The organism is Erwinia tracheiphila (genome assembly GCF_021365465.1).
Lineage (GTDB): Bacteria > Pseudomonadota > Gammaproteobacteria > Enterobacterales > Enterobacteriaceae > Erwinia > Erwinia tracheiphila.
Window position 1 is genome coordinate 1,841,367 of record NZ_CP089932.1, and the last position, 15,425, is coordinate 1,856,791.

General features: G+C 47.2%; 13 protein-coding genes and 7 pseudogenes. 8 read left to right on the forward strand and 12 right to left on the reverse strand.

Annotated elements, in window-relative coordinates:
- Window positions 1-22: 22 nt before the first annotated feature.
- Complete coding sequence (locus tag LU633_RS09675; RefSeq protein ID WP_016192208.1) at window positions 23-505, forward strand: Hcp family type VI secretion system effector; 483 nt, start codon at window positions 23-25, stop codon at window positions 503-505.
- A 457-nt stretch (window positions 506-962) separates the two neighbouring features.
- Here LU633_RS09675 and LU633_RS09680 read toward each other — a convergent pair whose 3' ends face one another.
- The 4 genes from LU633_RS09680 to LU633_RS09695 form a co-directional block, all read right to left on the reverse strand.
- Entirely contained in the window at window positions 963-1,385 is a 423-nt protein-coding gene (locus LU633_RS09680) for a hypothetical protein (protein WP_016192206.1), read from the reverse strand.
- A gap of 397 nt (window positions 1,386-1,782) precedes the next feature.
- A complete protein-coding gene (locus LU633_RS09685; RefSeq protein ID WP_016192205.1) occupies window positions 1,783-2,196 on the reverse strand; it encodes a hypothetical protein in 414 nt (137 codons plus the stop codon).
- Window positions 2,197-2,291: 95 nt separating this feature from the next.
- A complete protein-coding gene (locus LU633_RS09690; RefSeq protein WP_046371987.1) occupies window positions 2,292-2,687 on the reverse strand; it encodes a hypothetical protein in 396 nt (131 codons plus the stop codon).
- A protein-coding gene (locus LU633_RS09695) for an IS3 family transposase (RefSeq protein ID WP_152664161.1) occupies window positions 2,684-3,804 on the reverse strand; the annotation gives its coding sequence in 2 pieces (ribosomal slippage) (window positions 2,684-3,546 and window positions 3,546-3,804; 1,122 coding nt in all). The genes LU633_RS09690 and LU633_RS09695 overlap by 4 nt, the downstream gene beginning before the upstream one ends.
- 153 nt (window positions 3,805-3,957) lie before the next feature.
- Between LU633_RS09695 and LU633_RS09700 the strand changes: the two genes are divergently transcribed.
- The 3 genes from LU633_RS09700 to LU633_RS09710 are packed head-to-tail and all read left to right on the forward strand — an operon-like array spanning window position 3,958 to window position 6,795.
- The gene (locus LU633_RS09700) at window positions 3,958-5,280 is read left to right on the forward strand and encodes an IS4 family transposase (RefSeq protein WP_046371795.1); all 1,323 of its coding nucleotides are present in this window, start codon (window positions 3,958-3,960) and stop codon (window positions 5,278-5,280) included.
- A gap of 57 nt (window positions 5,281-5,337) precedes the next feature.
- Complete coding sequence (locus LU633_RS09705; protein WP_046371988.1) at window positions 5,338-5,526, forward strand: EexN family lipoprotein; 189 nt, start codon at window positions 5,338-5,340, stop codon at window positions 5,524-5,526.
- Window positions 5,527-5,586: 60 nt separating this feature from the next.
- The gene (locus LU633_RS09710; RefSeq protein ID WP_046371989.1) at window positions 5,587-6,795 is read left to right on the forward strand and encodes an IS256 family transposase; all 1,209 of its coding nucleotides are present in this window, start codon (window positions 5,587-5,589) and stop codon (window positions 6,793-6,795) included.
- Between the two features lie 145 nt (window positions 6,796-6,940).
- Here LU633_RS09710 and LU633_RS09715 read toward each other — a convergent pair.
- A pseudogene (locus LU633_RS09715) lies at window positions 6,941-7,978 on the reverse strand (IS481 family transposase).
- A gap of 248 nt (window positions 7,979-8,226) precedes the next feature.
- Window positions 8,227-9,450 carry an IS91 family transposase gene (locus LU633_RS09720; RefSeq protein WP_046371990.1) on the reverse strand — a complete coding sequence of 408 codons (1,224 nt, stop codon included), beginning with the start codon at window positions 9,448-9,450 and terminating at the stop codon, window positions 8,227-8,229.
- Window positions 9,451-9,534: 84 nt separating this feature from the next.
- Between LU633_RS09720 and LU633_RS09725 the strand changes: the two are divergent.
- Window positions 9,535-10,091 (forward strand): annotated as a pseudogene (locus LU633_RS09725) (IS1 family transposase); the annotation flags it as partial.
- 123 nt (window positions 10,092-10,214) lie between these two features.
- Window positions 10,215-10,418 (forward strand): annotated as a pseudogene (locus LU633_RS09730) (recombinase family protein); the annotation flags it as partial.
- Between the two features lie 415 nt (window positions 10,419-10,833).
- Here LU633_RS09730 and LU633_RS09735 read toward each other — a convergent pair.
- The gene (locus tag LU633_RS09735; RefSeq protein WP_040465738.1) at window positions 10,834-12,141 is read right to left on the reverse strand and encodes a lytic murein transglycosylase; all 1,308 of its coding nucleotides are present in this window, start codon (window positions 12,139-12,141) and stop codon (window positions 10,834-10,836) included.
- A gap of 303 nt (window positions 12,142-12,444) precedes the next feature.
- Between LU633_RS09735 and LU633_RS26175 the strand changes: the two are divergent.
- Window positions 12,445-12,570: pseudogene (locus LU633_RS26175) on the forward strand (IS6 family transposase); the annotation flags it as partial.
- Window positions 12,571-12,710: 140 nt separating this feature from the next.
- Here LU633_RS26175 and LU633_RS09740 read toward each other — a convergent pair.
- The 5 genes and pseudogenes from LU633_RS09740 to LU633_RS09760 all read right to left on the reverse strand — a co-directional run.
- Window positions 12,711-13,163, reverse strand: a pseudogene (locus tag LU633_RS09740) (IS6 family transposase); the annotation flags it as partial.
- A pseudogene (locus LU633_RS09745) lies at window positions 13,158-13,901 on the reverse strand (IS256 family transposase); the annotation flags it as partial. The pseudogenes LU633_RS09745 and LU633_RS09740, both read right to left, overlap by 6 nt.
- Before the next feature lie 93 nt (window positions 13,902-13,994).
- The gene (locus LU633_RS09750) at window positions 13,995-14,468 is read right to left on the reverse strand and encodes a DUF3757 domain-containing protein (protein ID WP_016192197.1); all 474 of its coding nucleotides are present in this window, start codon (window positions 14,466-14,468) and stop codon (window positions 13,995-13,997) included.
- Window positions 14,469-14,622: 154 nt separating this feature from the next.
- The gene (locus tag LU633_RS09755; protein ID WP_051124401.1) at window positions 14,623-14,847 is read right to left on the reverse strand and encodes a hypothetical protein; all 225 of its coding nucleotides are present in this window, start codon (window positions 14,845-14,847) and stop codon (window positions 14,623-14,625) included.
- Window positions 14,848-14,903: 56 nt separating this feature from the next.
- Window positions 14,904-15,056, reverse strand: coding sequence for a hypothetical protein (locus LU633_RS09760; RefSeq protein WP_161796973.1), 153 nt, complete (start codon window positions 15,054-15,056; stop codon window positions 14,904-14,906).
- A gap of 140 nt (window positions 15,057-15,196) precedes the next feature.
- On the opposite strand from LU633_RS09760, the pseudogene LU633_RS26485 reads away from it, so the two are divergent.
- A pseudogene (locus LU633_RS26485) lies at window positions 15,197-15,376 on the forward strand (hypothetical protein); the annotation flags it as partial.
- Between the last annotated feature and the right edge of the window lie 49 nt (window positions 15,377-15,425).

Below are 15,425 nucleotides of genomic sequence, written 5' to 3' on the forward strand. Positions count from 1 at the left end.
AAAACGAAAAGAGGAAGCTCGAATGAACACGGATATCTACCTGAAAATCGATGGCATCAGTGGCGAGGCTAAAGACAGTAATCATGCTGGATGGATTAACATTGACTCATTCACATGGGGTGCAAGCCAGCCCGGAAACATGTCCGTTGGCGGTGGTGGCGGAGCTGGTAAAGTGAGATATCTTGACCTCAGTGCACAAGCAGCGATTGACAAGGCAACTCCAGCTATCATGCGGTATGTATCTAACGGAAAACATATAGCAAAAGTCGAATTATCTGTCTGCAAAGCAGGAGGTAGTCAGATTGAATACTGTCGTATCACCCTTGAAGATGTGCTCATTACCAATGCAATTTTCAATGGCTCGTCTCAAAGAGATGCTGTTGGTATGACTTACCAGTTCCAAGCTTCTAAGGTCAAAACACAACACTGGGAGCAGTCCTCTACTGGCGGTAAGGGAGCTGAGTCCCAATCGGCATGGAACATTAAAGAGAATAAAGAAAGCTAATTTCCGATTAGTAATCTTCAAAGCACTCTTTGGATTGCTACAGATGAATAACTAATAAAAGTCAGAAAATGCTTGATAACAAAGAAACCACGCTTAAATTAAATTCTCCGATAGTAATGAAATTATTAAGTTTAGTTCCTTTGGCTGGAATAATTTACTGTTTAGGGGCATCAAGTCTTTGGATATATCTAAACAGATTAGGCCGTCTTGATGTCTTTTCTTTGGTTTTAGAGAGTGAAAGAACGTTTGATATCATCGCCTTCTTTTTAATCATGTCGATAATATTATTCATGCTTTTATTTTATAATCCATCCGCATTAATGATTCTGTTCTTCAACAACAAATTTTACAAGAGTGAACGTTACCCTGAAACAATAGAATATTCGAGCAAAGCGATATTAATAACATCTATACTTTCAACAACGGCAATTTTTTTCATAGCATTTTATTCATTATTTTAACTAACTTCGAAAAACATATGGGCCTTATTCGCAATAACGACTTTAGTGAATATTTTTTGCTTGTATTTCTTCAATAGAAATTTTTTGAAAGGTGGGGTTTTATATAACAGAGTAGCTTTATATAAATAAAAATGGTATTTGATATTCACATCGTTGTTAATTGGAGTGATAGCTATAACTCCTATGACTGCCCTATCCTTATTTATCTCTTTAATTGAAATTAATGATGACTCATCTCCTGAAAGTCTCGCAAGTGTAGCTCTTGTTTCATTAACTATTATAATTATATCGCAAATTCCGGCAACACTATTTCTTCGAAAAAAAGACATGCCTTCATCGTTTAAAAGATCATGTTTATCGATTGGATTATCTCTTGTTTTATTAATTCCGACTTCTTTTGTAATTAAACCAATCCCCATAATGATAATAGAAATTTCAATGAAATTATCAGGAGTTACAGACTTTAGAGTGCATAACTATACAATCAAGTCTGATGATTATCCTATAGAAATTTTTGATTATGCAAATTGAAATATACAAAAAAATTTCGCAAATAACAAATACACTATCAAAGGCGTCACTTTTTTTTCATACAAAAACATAAGCTTGGCTTGCTCAGTCGATATCAAAAAATATATAAGGAAGCAAGAAAATCTTCAATATTCAACAAGGATTTCGATGAGAACACCTTAAATAATCTAGATAAAAGAATACAATTATGTTTCGTTTTCGATAAAAGTAAGATCATTCAGTGGAATAGCCCAACTTAAAAATAAGGATCGTAATTTTAATTTCTGTAATTACGGTCCTTAGTATTTAAATTTGCTTTAGTTTACTTTTTGTTGCTTTTACTTTCGCCGAAAATGAGTGTTGGTCAAAACTAACTTTCTGTTGCTTAAATATCGTTTCAACATCGTGATCATTCCATATTATATATTCAACAATGAATTTATAAAAATAGAGAACTCTTTCCAAACTAATTGTATCAGGTATTATATGAAAGTTTGGGCTTAGTAAAGCAGAGGTGAGAACCGCGATAATATTACTTGATCCGGTTAAATGAGGATTGTCATAATCTTGCTGATACTTCAAAAAGTATCCTACACAGAACAGGTAGGCATCTTTTACGATTTTTTCTTTATTGCAGTCTGATTCGTCGTATCTAAGAATAAAGCGATTAAGTAGTATCAAAAACTTCTGGTCTGGTAAATATCTGTTTAATTTATTCATAGTAGCATCCTTGCTGTTGTGAATGTCATCCTGACTCTAAAAGAATTACCACAATATTTAATCATGTCAATAGCTAAAATCTATCAAATATTTATTTAAATATCTTTTTTAGGTAAAGGATAATTTAGATCATCAACTGTTATTTGCTTTAAATGAGCATTATATAGCCATATCTTGAACTGCTCTAAATATTTATTATTCAAGGCCATGAGTGCTTTGTTCTCAGTTTCGAGTCTTTTAATCCTTTCGCAGGCAATTTGTAAATTAGCAGGTTTAACCACATTTGTTTCCATCACACCTGCTTTGAGAAGCTTCTTTTTTGAATTAAAACAATCAGCAACTTTGATATGACTACTTAATGATTGCCTTGAAGGTCTTTTACCAATGTTCTTCACCAACTTGTCACATAATGCATCCCAGGTTAGTTTCTCATCTTTATTCCAGGTATTTATAACATTTGACCTGCCCCCAGTATTAGATACAACCTTCAGTTAGTAATGTCGGTTGGTTTTTCTTCATGTTTCCCGTTTCGCCAGCATGCTGCAAATTCAAGCGGCGTCTGGTAATTCAGCGATGAATGAGGTCTGGACTCGTTATAATCCTGCCGCCAGTCATTAATGATTTTCCGGGCATGAAGAATATCGCTGAACCAGTGCTCATTCAGGCATTCATCCCGAAAGCGTCCGTTAAAACTCTCAATAAATCCGTTCTGTGTTGGCTTACCCGGCTGGATAAGTCGCAGTTCTACACCATGCTCAAAAGCCCACTGTTCGAGCGCACGGCTGGTAAATTCCGGGCCCTGATCGGTTCTTATCGTTGCCGGATAGCCGCGAAACAGCGCGAGGCCGTCCAGAATACGTGCGACCTGAACGCCTGAAATACCGAAAGCGGCGGTGATCGTCAGACACTCCTTCGTGAAATCATCCACGCAGGTCAGGCACTTAATCCGGCGGCCGCTGGAAAGTGCATCCATGACAAAATCCATCGACCATGTCAGGTTCGGCGCATCCGGGCGGAGAAGCGGAAGCCGCTCAGTCGCCAGACCCTTACGGCGTCGCCTGCGTTTTACACCGAGACCGTTAAGGTGATAGATGCGGTAAACCCTCTTGTGGTTGACGTGAAGGCCCTCCCGACGCAATAACTGCCAGATGCGCCGGTAACCAAATCGGCGACGTTCAAGTGCCAGCTCTGTGATACGCAGAGATAGTTGCGCGTCAGCAGCCGGACGCTGAACCGAATAACGGCAGGTTGAAAGGGACAGACCGGCCAGCCTGCAGGCACGACGTTGCGACAGACCCGTTATCTCACACATGACTTCCACGGCTTCCCGCTTCTGGTCTGTCGTCAGAACTTTCGGCCCAGAGCCACCTTAAGCGCCTCCTTATCCAGCATGGCTTCAGCGAGCAGCTTCTTGAGGCGGGCGTTCTCCTCTTCAAGTGACTTGAGCCGCTTCACTTCGGGGACTTCCATGCCGCCAAACTTCTTGCGCCCGGTGTAGAAGGTAGCGTCTGAAATAGCATGCTTGCGGCAGAGTTCCCGGGCCGAAACCCCGGCTTCGGCCTCGCGGAGAATACTGATGATCTGTTCGTCGGAAAATCGCTTCTTCATGGGGATGTCCTCATGTGACTTATGAAGACATTACTAACATCGCGCTGTATTAATCAACGGGGAGCAGGTTAATGCCGATCATTTAAGGATCGGTTGACCGATCCGGTTTATGCGGTAAAAAGGGTTCTATGTTCATCATGGAACCCTTTTTAAATGGAACTTTCCCAGGCCCTCGGCATCATCAATGCCGCCACTCCTGAGCGCGCCCGTAGTCTCGCCGACCTTATTCCTCCCGAGCTTATTCAGCAGGCGCTCACCCTGACCGATACCGTTACTTTGCGTAAACGTAAACTTTCCCTCGAATCCATGATTTGGCTTGTCGTTGGGATGTCCATTTTTTGCGATCGTCCGATGACCGAAATCGTCAATCTGATGGATATTACTGACCGGACCGGAGCTCCTTTTACCGCACGCAGCGCTGTCATTCAGCGCCGTAAGACTCTGGGTGAAAATGCAGTGCGGGAGCTTTTTGATATCACACAGCAGCACTGGAATCAGCAGGCTGCACATCCAAAATGGCACGGTCTGAATCTGTTTGCTGTCGACGGCGTGGTCTGGCGTACCGCCGATACGCCGGAAAACAGAGCCGTCTTCAGTAAACACAGCAGCCAGTACGGCGAAGGCGGCTATCCTCAGGTGCGAATGGTTTGTCTGATGGAGCTGAGCAGCCATCTGATCGCCGCCAGTGCATTCGACAGTGAAAAAGTCAGTGAAATGCGGCTGGCTGAGCACCTGACGGAGAAAACCCCGAATAACAGTATCACCCTGTTCGATAAGGGATTTTATTCGATGGGTCTGCTTCATCACTGGCAGACAGCAGGAGAACACCGTCACTGGTTGTTGCCGTTGAAAAAACACGTACAGTATCAGGTGGTTCGCCGTTTGGGGCGTGGAGATGAACTGATATGCCTGAAAACCAGTCCACGAGCCAGGAAGCAATGGCCAGGGGTCCCGGAAGAAATGGTGGCAAGACTGCTGACCCGCAGGGTAGACGGTAAAGAGAGGCAGGTGCTGACGTCACTGACAGACCCGAATCGCTATCCGGGTAAAGATATCAGCGAGCTATATCGCCACCGCTGGGAAATAGAACTGGGCTACCGGGAAGCAAAGCAGGGTATGCTGGACAGCCGGTGGACATTACGCAGTCGCCTGCCGGAGCTGGTGAGACAGGAGCTATGGGGGGTACTGCTGGCTTATAACCTGGTGCGATATCAGATGGTGCAGATGGCGTTCCATCTGAAAGGAGATTACCTGCCTTACCAGCTGAGCTTCAGTGGAGCGATAAGCGAAATAATCCGGATGCTGATAACCCTGCCCTGGGCTTCGCCGGGAAAAATGCCGGGAGAACTGAGAACCCTGTATGAACAGGCGAAATGGCTTGTGTTACCGGGTAGAAGAGAGCGAAGTTACCCGAGAGAGTTGAGGGTAAAGAGCAGGAAATATCCGGATAAAAAGGTTGCTGGTCACCTTAAGTGACCAGCATTAGGGAGCAGGTCAAAGAAAGTATTACTTGTTACCGTGGCTCTCTTTGCTATGAGCGGATGCGGGGATAAAGAGTATGACGCATCTTATTATCAGGCTAATCACGAAAAAGCTGAAGAGACACTTAAAAAGTGTGAAGCAGGTGAGATAAGTGGTAGAAGCTGTGATAACGCGAGAGTTGGCTTTGATAATTATAAAGCAGAGAAGCTTGAGCAACACCTGCTTGGCAAGAGCCTGTAATTTAAATTGTGTATCTGCCTGTTTTTGATATCTTCATTTCGATAACGGAGACAGGTAATTATGGACGAAAAAAGACTCAAAGCCCTTGCGGCTGAACTGGCTAAGGGGCTGAAAACCGAAGCCGATCTCAACCAGTTTTCCCGCATGCTGACGAAGCTTACAGTTGAAACTGCGCTCAATGCTGAGCTGACTGACCACATCGGACACGAAAAGAACGCACCCAAAACAGGCTCAAATACCCGCAATGGTTATTCGTCAAAAACGTTGTTGTGCGACGATGGTGAGATTGAAATCAGTACACCACGTGATCGTGAAAGCACCTTCGAACCTCAGCTTATTAAGAAAAATCAGACACGTATTACGCAGATGGACAGTCAGATCCTGTCGTTGTATGCAAAAGGCATGACCACCCGGGAGATTGTCGCCACCTTCAAAGAAATGTACGATGCGGACGTCTCACCCACGCTGATATCGAAAGTCACTGATGCGGTGAAAGAGCAGGTATCTGAGTGGCAAAACCGTCCGCTGGATGCTCTGTATCCCATTGTTTATCTTGACTGTATTGTCGTAAAAGTTCGCCACAGTGGCACTGTAATTAACAAAGCCGTATTCCTTGCTCTGGGTATTAACACCGAAGGCCAGAAAGAATTACTGGGCATGTGGCTCGCAGAAAATGAAGGTGCGAAGTTCTGGCTCAGCGTGCTGACTGAGCTGAAGAATCGAGGTCTCCAGGATATCCTGATTGCCTGCGTGGATGGCCTTAAGGGCTTTCCGGATGCGATAAACAGCGTGTACCCGCAGACGCATATCCAGTTGTGCATTATTCACATGGTACGCAACAGCCTGAAATACGTGTCATGGAAGGACTATAAAGCCGTTACTGGCGGTCTGAAAGCGGTTTATCAGGCTCCGACAGAAGCAGCAGCGCTGATGGCCCTGGATAAGTTCGCTGATGTCTGGGACGACAAATATCCGCAAATCAGCAAAAGCTGGCGTGCACACTGGGAAAATCTCAATACGTTCTTTGGTTATCCACCAGATATACGTAAGGCTATCTACACCACGAATGCCATCGAGTCGCTGAACAGCGTTATCCGGGCAGCGATAAAGAAACGCAAAGTGTTCCCGACAGATGACTCAGTGCGCAAGGTGATATATCTGGCAATCCAGTCGGCCTCGAAAAAATGGAGTATGCCGATCCAGAACTGGCGGCTGGCAATGAGTCGCTTTATTATCGAGTTTGGTGACCGCCTGAGCCTTCACCTTTGACGTGGTGGCAGTTACACAGAATTATTTACAGGGTCGTCCTGTGGTGTGAATCAGTCATACAACCAGCGGCCAGCTCTGGCGTTAAACTGTACTAGCTCAGGCCTGATCTGACAGTTACCGGTTATTTATACAGGTGTCTGTCAGATTACATCCGGTTCAGATCCTTTTCTGCCCAGACCCGTTTTCCATCAAGTAACGTGGCCATTGGCGTTCGCCCGCAGCACATTTTTCCCTGATGAGTTCGCTCATTATTGTCATGCCACAACCCGTTGTCCAGATCTGCCTGCAGGCTCTCCAGGTCCCCATATCACTTCTTGCGGAACGTAACCTGATAAAAATCCTGCAAAATCGTTTTATGGAAGCGCTCGCAGATGCCGTTGGTCTGTGGGGACATCGCCTTTGTTTTCGTATGGTCGATATCGTTGATGGCCAGATACAACTGGTAATCATGCTGCTCCACCTTACCACAGTACTCCGTTCCCCTGTCGGTCAGTATTCTCAGCATCGGCAGCCCCTGAGCCTCACAGAACGGCAGTACCCGATCATTTAGCAGGTCGGCGGCAGTGATCGGCGTTTTACTCGTATACCGCTTGCAGTGTGCCACTTTCGGGTACGTATCCACGAACGTCTGCGGGCAGATACGGCCCCCCTTTCAGATTGCCAGCACAGAAGGTGTCCTGCGACCCGGGATAACCCGGATGAGCCGTCTCGATTTCGCCGCTGGCCTCATCATCATGCGCCTTTTTCTCCAGCGCGGCGATTGGGGCATCGGTAAGCACGATGGCTTCTCTGGCGAGCTTTTCCTCTGGTGCCTTCAGGCGTTTACGGAAGTTCTCCAGGTCGTGTCGTTGCCAGATGGCGCGCACGCCGCTGCCGGAGGTAAACACGCTTTTTTACGCAGCTCATCACTGGTCCGGTGCTGCCCGGGGGCCGGGAACTCAACGGCATATTCAACAACCGCGCGTTCAGTGGCTTCGTCGGCGCGGTTCTTCAGGTTGGGAACCCGGCGGTTCTGGTTAACCAGTGCATCGATGCCACCTTCAGCAGCCAGTTCCTGATAACGGTAAAACGTGTCGCGCGACACGCCCATAATCTTGCAGGCTTTTGATACGTTACCAAGTTCTTCGGCGAGATTGAGCAGGCCGGCTTTGTGTTTGATGATGGGATTGTGAGTATGCAGCATGAGAGTTAACTCGCGTTTTGTTTAAGGATTAGACACCCATATCAAAACCGGTAACTCTCAACCTTTCAAGGTCCAGTGTCAGATCAAGTCGCGACTAATACAATTTATGGTTAGGAGATTGAATCGCTTCTTTTGATATCGCCTGACCATGAAAAATGACACTGTCTACTCCATTGCTGCTGCTGATCTGTGTGGGTCTTGATATAAAAATGCCATCTTCGCTGTATTTTCAACCTGAAACCCATTTTTCAGGTGCACCGATCCAGTTCCGGCATCCGTAGCCATCGTTTTTTCGCCATCTGATGCAGCCTGTCAGAGAGCATTTTTGTGGCGTGTTCACCCGCCACGGCTCCGGAAAAATGCAACCGGCCTTTACAGAGGATGCACTGATACGGATCTGTGCCCGGGAAGCCTTTCATCAGTACCGCGAACCCGGGGCGTTTAGGTTTTTCCCGTACCGTCATCTCCAGCGCTTCGTAAACCTTCGGCAGCAGCGTGCCCCGCTTTCGGTTGGCCAGAAAGCCGGAGTAGCGCACCATCTTAAAATGCCGCGCCGGAATGTGGCTGATATAGCGCCCGATCATCTCTTCCTGACTCAGCGTCTGGCGTTTATGTTTTCCCGTGCGGTGATCGAGGTAGTGGTGGACTACCGCGCCTCCGCCGTAGTGTCGCAGACGGGAAGCCGACACCGGCGGGCGCTTCAGGTAGCGGCCGAGGTATTTCACGCTGTGCCAGGCTCCCCGGGTCTTCTTCGCGAAGTGTACCTTCCAGTGTCGGCCATATTGTGCCTTCAGGTAACGCCGCCACTGGCGCTCATCGCGGATGTGGCCCAGACCCGGCAGCATGCCGGGCATGATCCGGGCGTAGCTGTCGCGCAGCAGTCGGATAACAGCACCACGCCAGATTTCCTCAACGGCCTTCTTTTTAAAGAAGAGGCTGCGCCAGACGCGGTGCTTAACGTCGAGACCGCCCCGCATGACGGAGACGTGGATATGCGGATGCTGATTGAGCTGGCGACCATAGGAATGCAGGGCGCAGAATATGCCGACCTCAATGCCCTGTGTACGTGCCCACTTCAGCATGGCGCGGGTGGCGCAGCGGAACAGGTCGTTGAGCAGCGGCCTGTTATAGTTAAAGAACGGCCAGAGCAGGTGTGGCATAGTAAAAGTGATGTGTTGCCATTCGCAGTCGGGCAGAATGTGCTGCTGCTCAGCAATCCACTGCCCAGTGGACTTCATGCCGCAGGCGCTGCATGCCTTTGACTTGCAGCTCTGGCAGAAGAAGCGGGAGTGGGTACAGCCCGACGAGGCACAGCAGTAGCGGCGAACGCCCATTGCGCAGGTTCCACAGGCGAGCATGCGCTCAACACAGAGGCGGGTCCACTGGCTGACGCTGTCACCGTGCTTCCCGAGGTAGTAGTTCCAGCCGTCATAGACGGTGAACAGGAGTTTGGCGGGACGCGGGATATACATGATGCTGAGTATAAAGCGGTGCTCCGGCCATGCAAAGCATCGGAACGGCGAAGCCGTGACGCTCGCCCTGTAAGGGCGCTACGTTCAAAACCAGACACACACCAGACCATTGTTAATATGGCCATGAATGGTTCCGGATGTCGCGATACCGCACGGGCTCTCGGTATCAGCCTCAATACAGTTCTGCGGCACGTAAAAAAATTTCGCCAAAGCAGGTAGCTGAGAATATCGACCCCGAAACGGAGGTTGTTATCTGCTGTGAAGCCGATGAACAATGGTCTTACGTGCGGTGTAAAAGCAATCCCCGGTGGTTGTTCTATGCTTATGACCGTATCCGCAAACGTGCTCTGGCCCACGTCTTCGGCCCGAGAAATGCCCCGACCCTGCGACGATTGCTGGCCCTGTTAAGCAAATTTAGCATTGCCTTTTATATGACAGATGCCTGGCCGGTTTATAAAGTTCTGTTAAGTGCAACAGGCCACGTGGTGAGCAAGAAATATACCCAACGGACAGAACGGCATAATCTTAATCTTCGCACACATATCAAACGACTGACCCGCAGAACAATTTGCTTTTCGAAGTCAGAGGAAATGCACGATAAGATCATCGGTTGGTATCTTACTCTTCATCATTATCAATAAATCTGCGTCACGACCCATTTTTAGCCATACCTTTTACGACAGCCAAATTACCTATAATCATTTTGTCTACCTTAAATGAAAATTTTTCGCATCTATTAAAGAGCCAGTACATCAGAGCAGGAGCTGACTCGCCAGGCTGACATCGAAAAAACGGCCATTGCCAGTAGTTTCTATATCGCCGGTATTTATCGGGAAAAAGCATCGGGTGTCAGGGCTGACAGGCCTCAGCTTCTCCGAATGATCGTCGACCTTCAACCGGGTGATGTGGTAATAGCCGAAAAAATTGACCGTATCAGTCGCCTCCCTCTTCATAAAGCTGAAAAACTGGGGTCAGTATGGAGATCGGAAATTATTGTACGTTTAGATCATTATTTGACCATACCAGCCCGTAAGGGATTGATTTAGAGCCAGTGGTTATCGCTTTTAAATTAATCGCCTTAGCGCTATCGCATTTAGGTTATCCGATTAGGGAAAATCCACGACAGGCGACATATATAGTGAGGGAGTACACCTCATTGCTATAAGTAGGACTGTTCAAAAAACAGGCTTACCGTACAATAATTCTCTATATCCAAACTGATAGCTATTTGCAGTACCAGCGAACCACTCACAGGATGATGTCACGCTGAAAATATCAGCCTTTGAATGGGGTCATGTGCTGCTCCGTCAGCAAAAAGTGGCGGTAAGTTTATCACCCCCACATTTTTGCAACAGTGCCCAATTTCCTATATGTGAACCCATATCAGTTATGACAGCGCAGACTATCAAGTAAGGCATGGTCGGCATACCCATCTGCAGGCACTCTTTTCTGCTGCTGATAGGTGCGTATCGCCTGCGTTGTAGCAGGACCAATTTTTCCATCAATGGGTCCCTGATAAAGCTGTTTTTCCTGTAGCAGGATCTGCAGAGCCAGGCGATCTTTACGTGTTAACGGTGTATCCTGAAGAGGCCAGTGCTTCAGTATAGGTGTATCGCGTTGATAGTTATCCGACAGAAGGCCAACAGTAAGTGCATAGGATATCTCGTTGTTGTACCTCAGAATGGCGCGAAAATTATCCGTCACCAGAAACGCCGGACCATTTTTCCCGGCTGGAAGTAAGAGAGAAGCATTCTCAGAAGAGAACGAAAGTGGCTCTCTGGCAGTCGCGATCTTCACACCCAGCGTTTGCCAGTCGGCGATGCTTTTCTTATTATCCATGCCGGAAAGCGCATAATTAAAATCGGCGGGCAGATTCACTTCAAATCCCCAAGGTACACCTGCTTTCCATCTGGCTTGTTGCATATAGTTCGCCACAGAAGCCAAGGTATCAGGGAAAGACTTCCAGATATCGGGATGATTATCACCGTCAAAATCTACGGCATATGTCAGATAAGAATCCGGAATAAACTGGGGAATTCCCATCGCGCCGGCCCATGAACCCTTCATTTGCTGAGGTTGTACATCACCGTTCTGGATAATTCTCAGTGCCGCAATCAGGTTCTGTCGGTTAAAATTCCTACGATAATTGTAGTAATCCAGCGTAGCAAGCGAACGAATAACCGACTTGTCACCAATATTCGTGCCATAACTGCTTTCAATGGCGGTGAAGGCGAACAAAATTGATGTATCTACCTGATAACGCTGATATATTCTCTGGGTTACTTTCCTGTATTGATTAATCAGTTTTTTACCCTCAGCAATATTCTCCGGCGTTACCCGTTTTTCGATATAGGTCCACACTGGTAAAACAATTTCCGGCTGATTTTGTATATTAGTAATGATATCGATGTCTGGGGTCAGTCCAGAAAATGCCTTGTCAAAGATATTGGCTCGTATTCCTTGGGAAAGCGCTTCCTGACGCACAGTGTTTTTCCATTGTTCAAAACTTTTATCTGGTGCAGGTGGCGGTGCTGTGTTGTCGGTTATCCCGTGCGATTTCAGCAAACTATCAATATTCTGGCATTTATCTGTAGCAGAGGCGCATGAGCTTAAAAAACTGATACCAAGCAGTAATAGTGTCAGCTTTGCTACCGACCTCATTGATGATACTCGCGTTTTTGTATTGGGCATTTTATGGTTCTCTTGAGTTTTCTTAAAAAAAACAAGTATGTAACATAAACATTGATCGATGCAGCTATGAAATAGTGCAACATCAATATATATTTCCACGCTCAAGGCGTATGAGTTCTACAGTATAGTGAAACATGTTTTTATCTAACCTGCCTCCGGCGAGTCCAACTTTCAGACAACACTCATATTTTCGGCACTGTTGCAAATATCAGGCAATGGTCATCTTATGACCCTATTTAGGGTTCTTCCGCATTAAGAAATAGTTACATAATATACTGTTTTTTATTTATATTTTTCCTGAAAATGAACCTGATTATAAAATCGGTTAAATGCCTGAATTACTCCACTGATATTATTGCGCAGTGCGTCCGCTGATATCTGGCGTACTCACTCAGCCTGCGTAATCTGGAGGATATAATGGCAGAGCGCTGATCACCCCACACTCCACTGGTGAGTCATCCGGCTCTGCCGCATTAACACAGACAGCTTAGCCAAAATTGTGCTGCCGGTTTTTCAGGCAGCCAACAGATAAACTGTTCAGCCGGAGATAATCCAGCACCGTGTGGATACTAATATTGCCCTTTGCGCATCATCTGGATTAATTCAATGCCTGCAAGTATCGTCTGAGCACGCCGTAATGATTTGAACCCCGGCATCGGTCGCATCCGTCGTTTGATGTTCCGGTGAACCTGCTCCACAAGGTTGTTAAGATACTTACTCTGTCTGACTCTGATGCTTTACTCCTCTGATTTACCTGCGTTGAGCGCGACTATATTCGCGCCGCTTTTATCGATGGTCATCACATCCGGTTCACCTTGGTGGTGGATGGCTTTGCGGAAAAAACGCAGGCCGGTTGCCGCATACCGCTTCACCGTCAGCAGGAAGTCAATGGTCTGACCATCAGTATCGACCGCCCGGTACAGATATTTCCAGCGGCACCATGCGGATGACCCACCGGTGAAAGGGGAATGGTCAACCATAATGCCCCGTTCAGACATTATCTCCTCCCGATTACACAGGCTGTTGCGCACCATATGCACAATACACAGCGGGATACGTGCCTGCGGATACACCTCGTTGATGGCGTCCGGGAAGCCCTTCAGGCCATCAACGCAGGAGATGAGGATATCGTTCAGACCGCGGTTTTTCAGCTCCGCCAGCACGTTCAACCAGAACTCCACGCTTTCATTTTCAGCCAGCCACATACCCGGTGCCAGGAACACGGATTTGTTGATGATGCGGCTGTCCTGCCGGACTTTCAGGACGATACAGCCAGCATAAACAATGGGACAGACCGCATCCAGTGGACGATTTTGCTATTCCACAACCAGCTCTATGGTGGCATCGGTGCCCTTTGAGATCCGCGCCGGTGAGACATCCGCGTCATAAAGTTCTTTGAACGCGGCAGCGATCTCACGGGTGGTCATGCCTTTGGCGTACAACGACAGAATTTGGTTATCCATCCCGGTGATGCAGGTCTGGTTTTTTCTTCACCAGTAATGGTTCGAAGGTGGTTTCGCGATCATGAGGAGTACGCAGCTCCGGTGGGCCATCAACACTCTGTCGAGTAGCAGTTGCGGGGATTGGAACCCGATTTAGCCTGATTTTTATCGTAGCCCGGATGGTGGGGCATTTCGGTGTTGAGAGCCGCCTCTGCGCTGATTTTTTCAGCAGGTGATCGAACTGACTGAGATCGTCAGGGTTTTGAGATTTCTGGCCAGTTCGTTGGTCAGAGCCTGCACTGTTTTTTGTCCATAAATTAACCTGTTTTTGATGTTGGATTGAACATATCAAAATCAGGCAATGACACAAATTTATGTACAGGCTCTTCCGTTGCTCCCCAAACCCCTGTATCAGTTTTCTTTGATTTGTAAGGGAATGAATTTACATTCAGTAGCAGATTTTATACACTCATAACCCTGTATTCCTATTGCACCGCTTTCTTTACGCCAGTAAGGTTGCTTTTTTATGGACACAATCAATGTTTTTAACCCACTCTCTTCACCATTCTTGTGATACTCCAGATCAACGACGTCACTTCCTTCTCTTAATTTATAAGTGCAATTCGTTAGCGTTCCTTCTGTTCTCTTATCATTTTCAGAAAAATATTCAGCAATAGAAAACTTTTCAATTTCACCTTGTTTGTGCGGTCGGGAAACCCAGCGTCCCTCCCACCCCTTATGTGTCTCTTTAGCCTCATATCTGCTGCTAACATATTTTACGCTTTCTGGGGCAGGGCAACTCATTTCCTCAGTATTGTTAGCTATTACACTGGATGAGAAACCTAATATCGATAACATCAAACTGACTTTTTTAATATTATTCATTACATTCTCCTTTAGGGGGCTGAAGCCCAACCGTACGAAAACGTACACCAAGTACGTTTTTTAACCAATTCGGTATTTTGTTGCCCTTTACGGTTTTTTATCATCAAATGCCGTGATACTTAATAGAAATATAATTCCCTCTAATAAAAATTGTTTACAGAGGCAACCCAGCAGCCAGCATTTCCCCGGCAAGTTCATTTGTGCGCTGAGAGTTCAGGGTGCCTCGCATCAGCTGTATGATTTCAGATAGACGGGCATCAAATTGTGCGCACAGTGCGCGGCTATCATAGCCATTGCGGGTCAGCTGAGGTTTGAGGTCATCCATCCGGCGGGACATCACCGTCTCCACCGTCGTGGCGTCAACCGGCTTTACGCCCATCTCAAACCCGGCCTCAAAAACCCGCACCAGATGACGCCCAATCTGAAGAGGGGTCTTCAGGCAGGGGCAAGCAGGTTCACAGCATCCTCTGTGATCACATCGCCGACGTTTGCTCCCTCCGGGAGCACGCCCTGCATCACCCAGTCGATATAGTCCCGTTGACGATCCCTGAGGCCGCCAAACTCAAACACTGTTATCCGGTCACCCACTTCCTCCATGTAGGGGCGTCGTGAACAGGGCAGTCGGCCGGCCGCAAACTGAAAACTGCGCCATCTGCCGGACTCTGAGTTGTCATACAGTGATTTGAATATGTATGATCTGACTACATATTTTGCTCAGAGCCTTCCCCATGCTGACCCGTAAAAGCATCGATACCATCCTGCTCTCCGTTGCCGCGGATAAGCTCTCTCAGCGTGAATGGGACTGGATGAAGATGCTCAAACCCATGGACCCGCCGCCTGTTATGGTCGCCAGGTCTATACTGGAGCGCCGGGGCGACACCGCCGCGCTTGCCCGTCTGCAGACAACTGAAGCTCAATCTGTCCCGTGCTGGACCTCCTTCCTGGATGCCGGCGGGC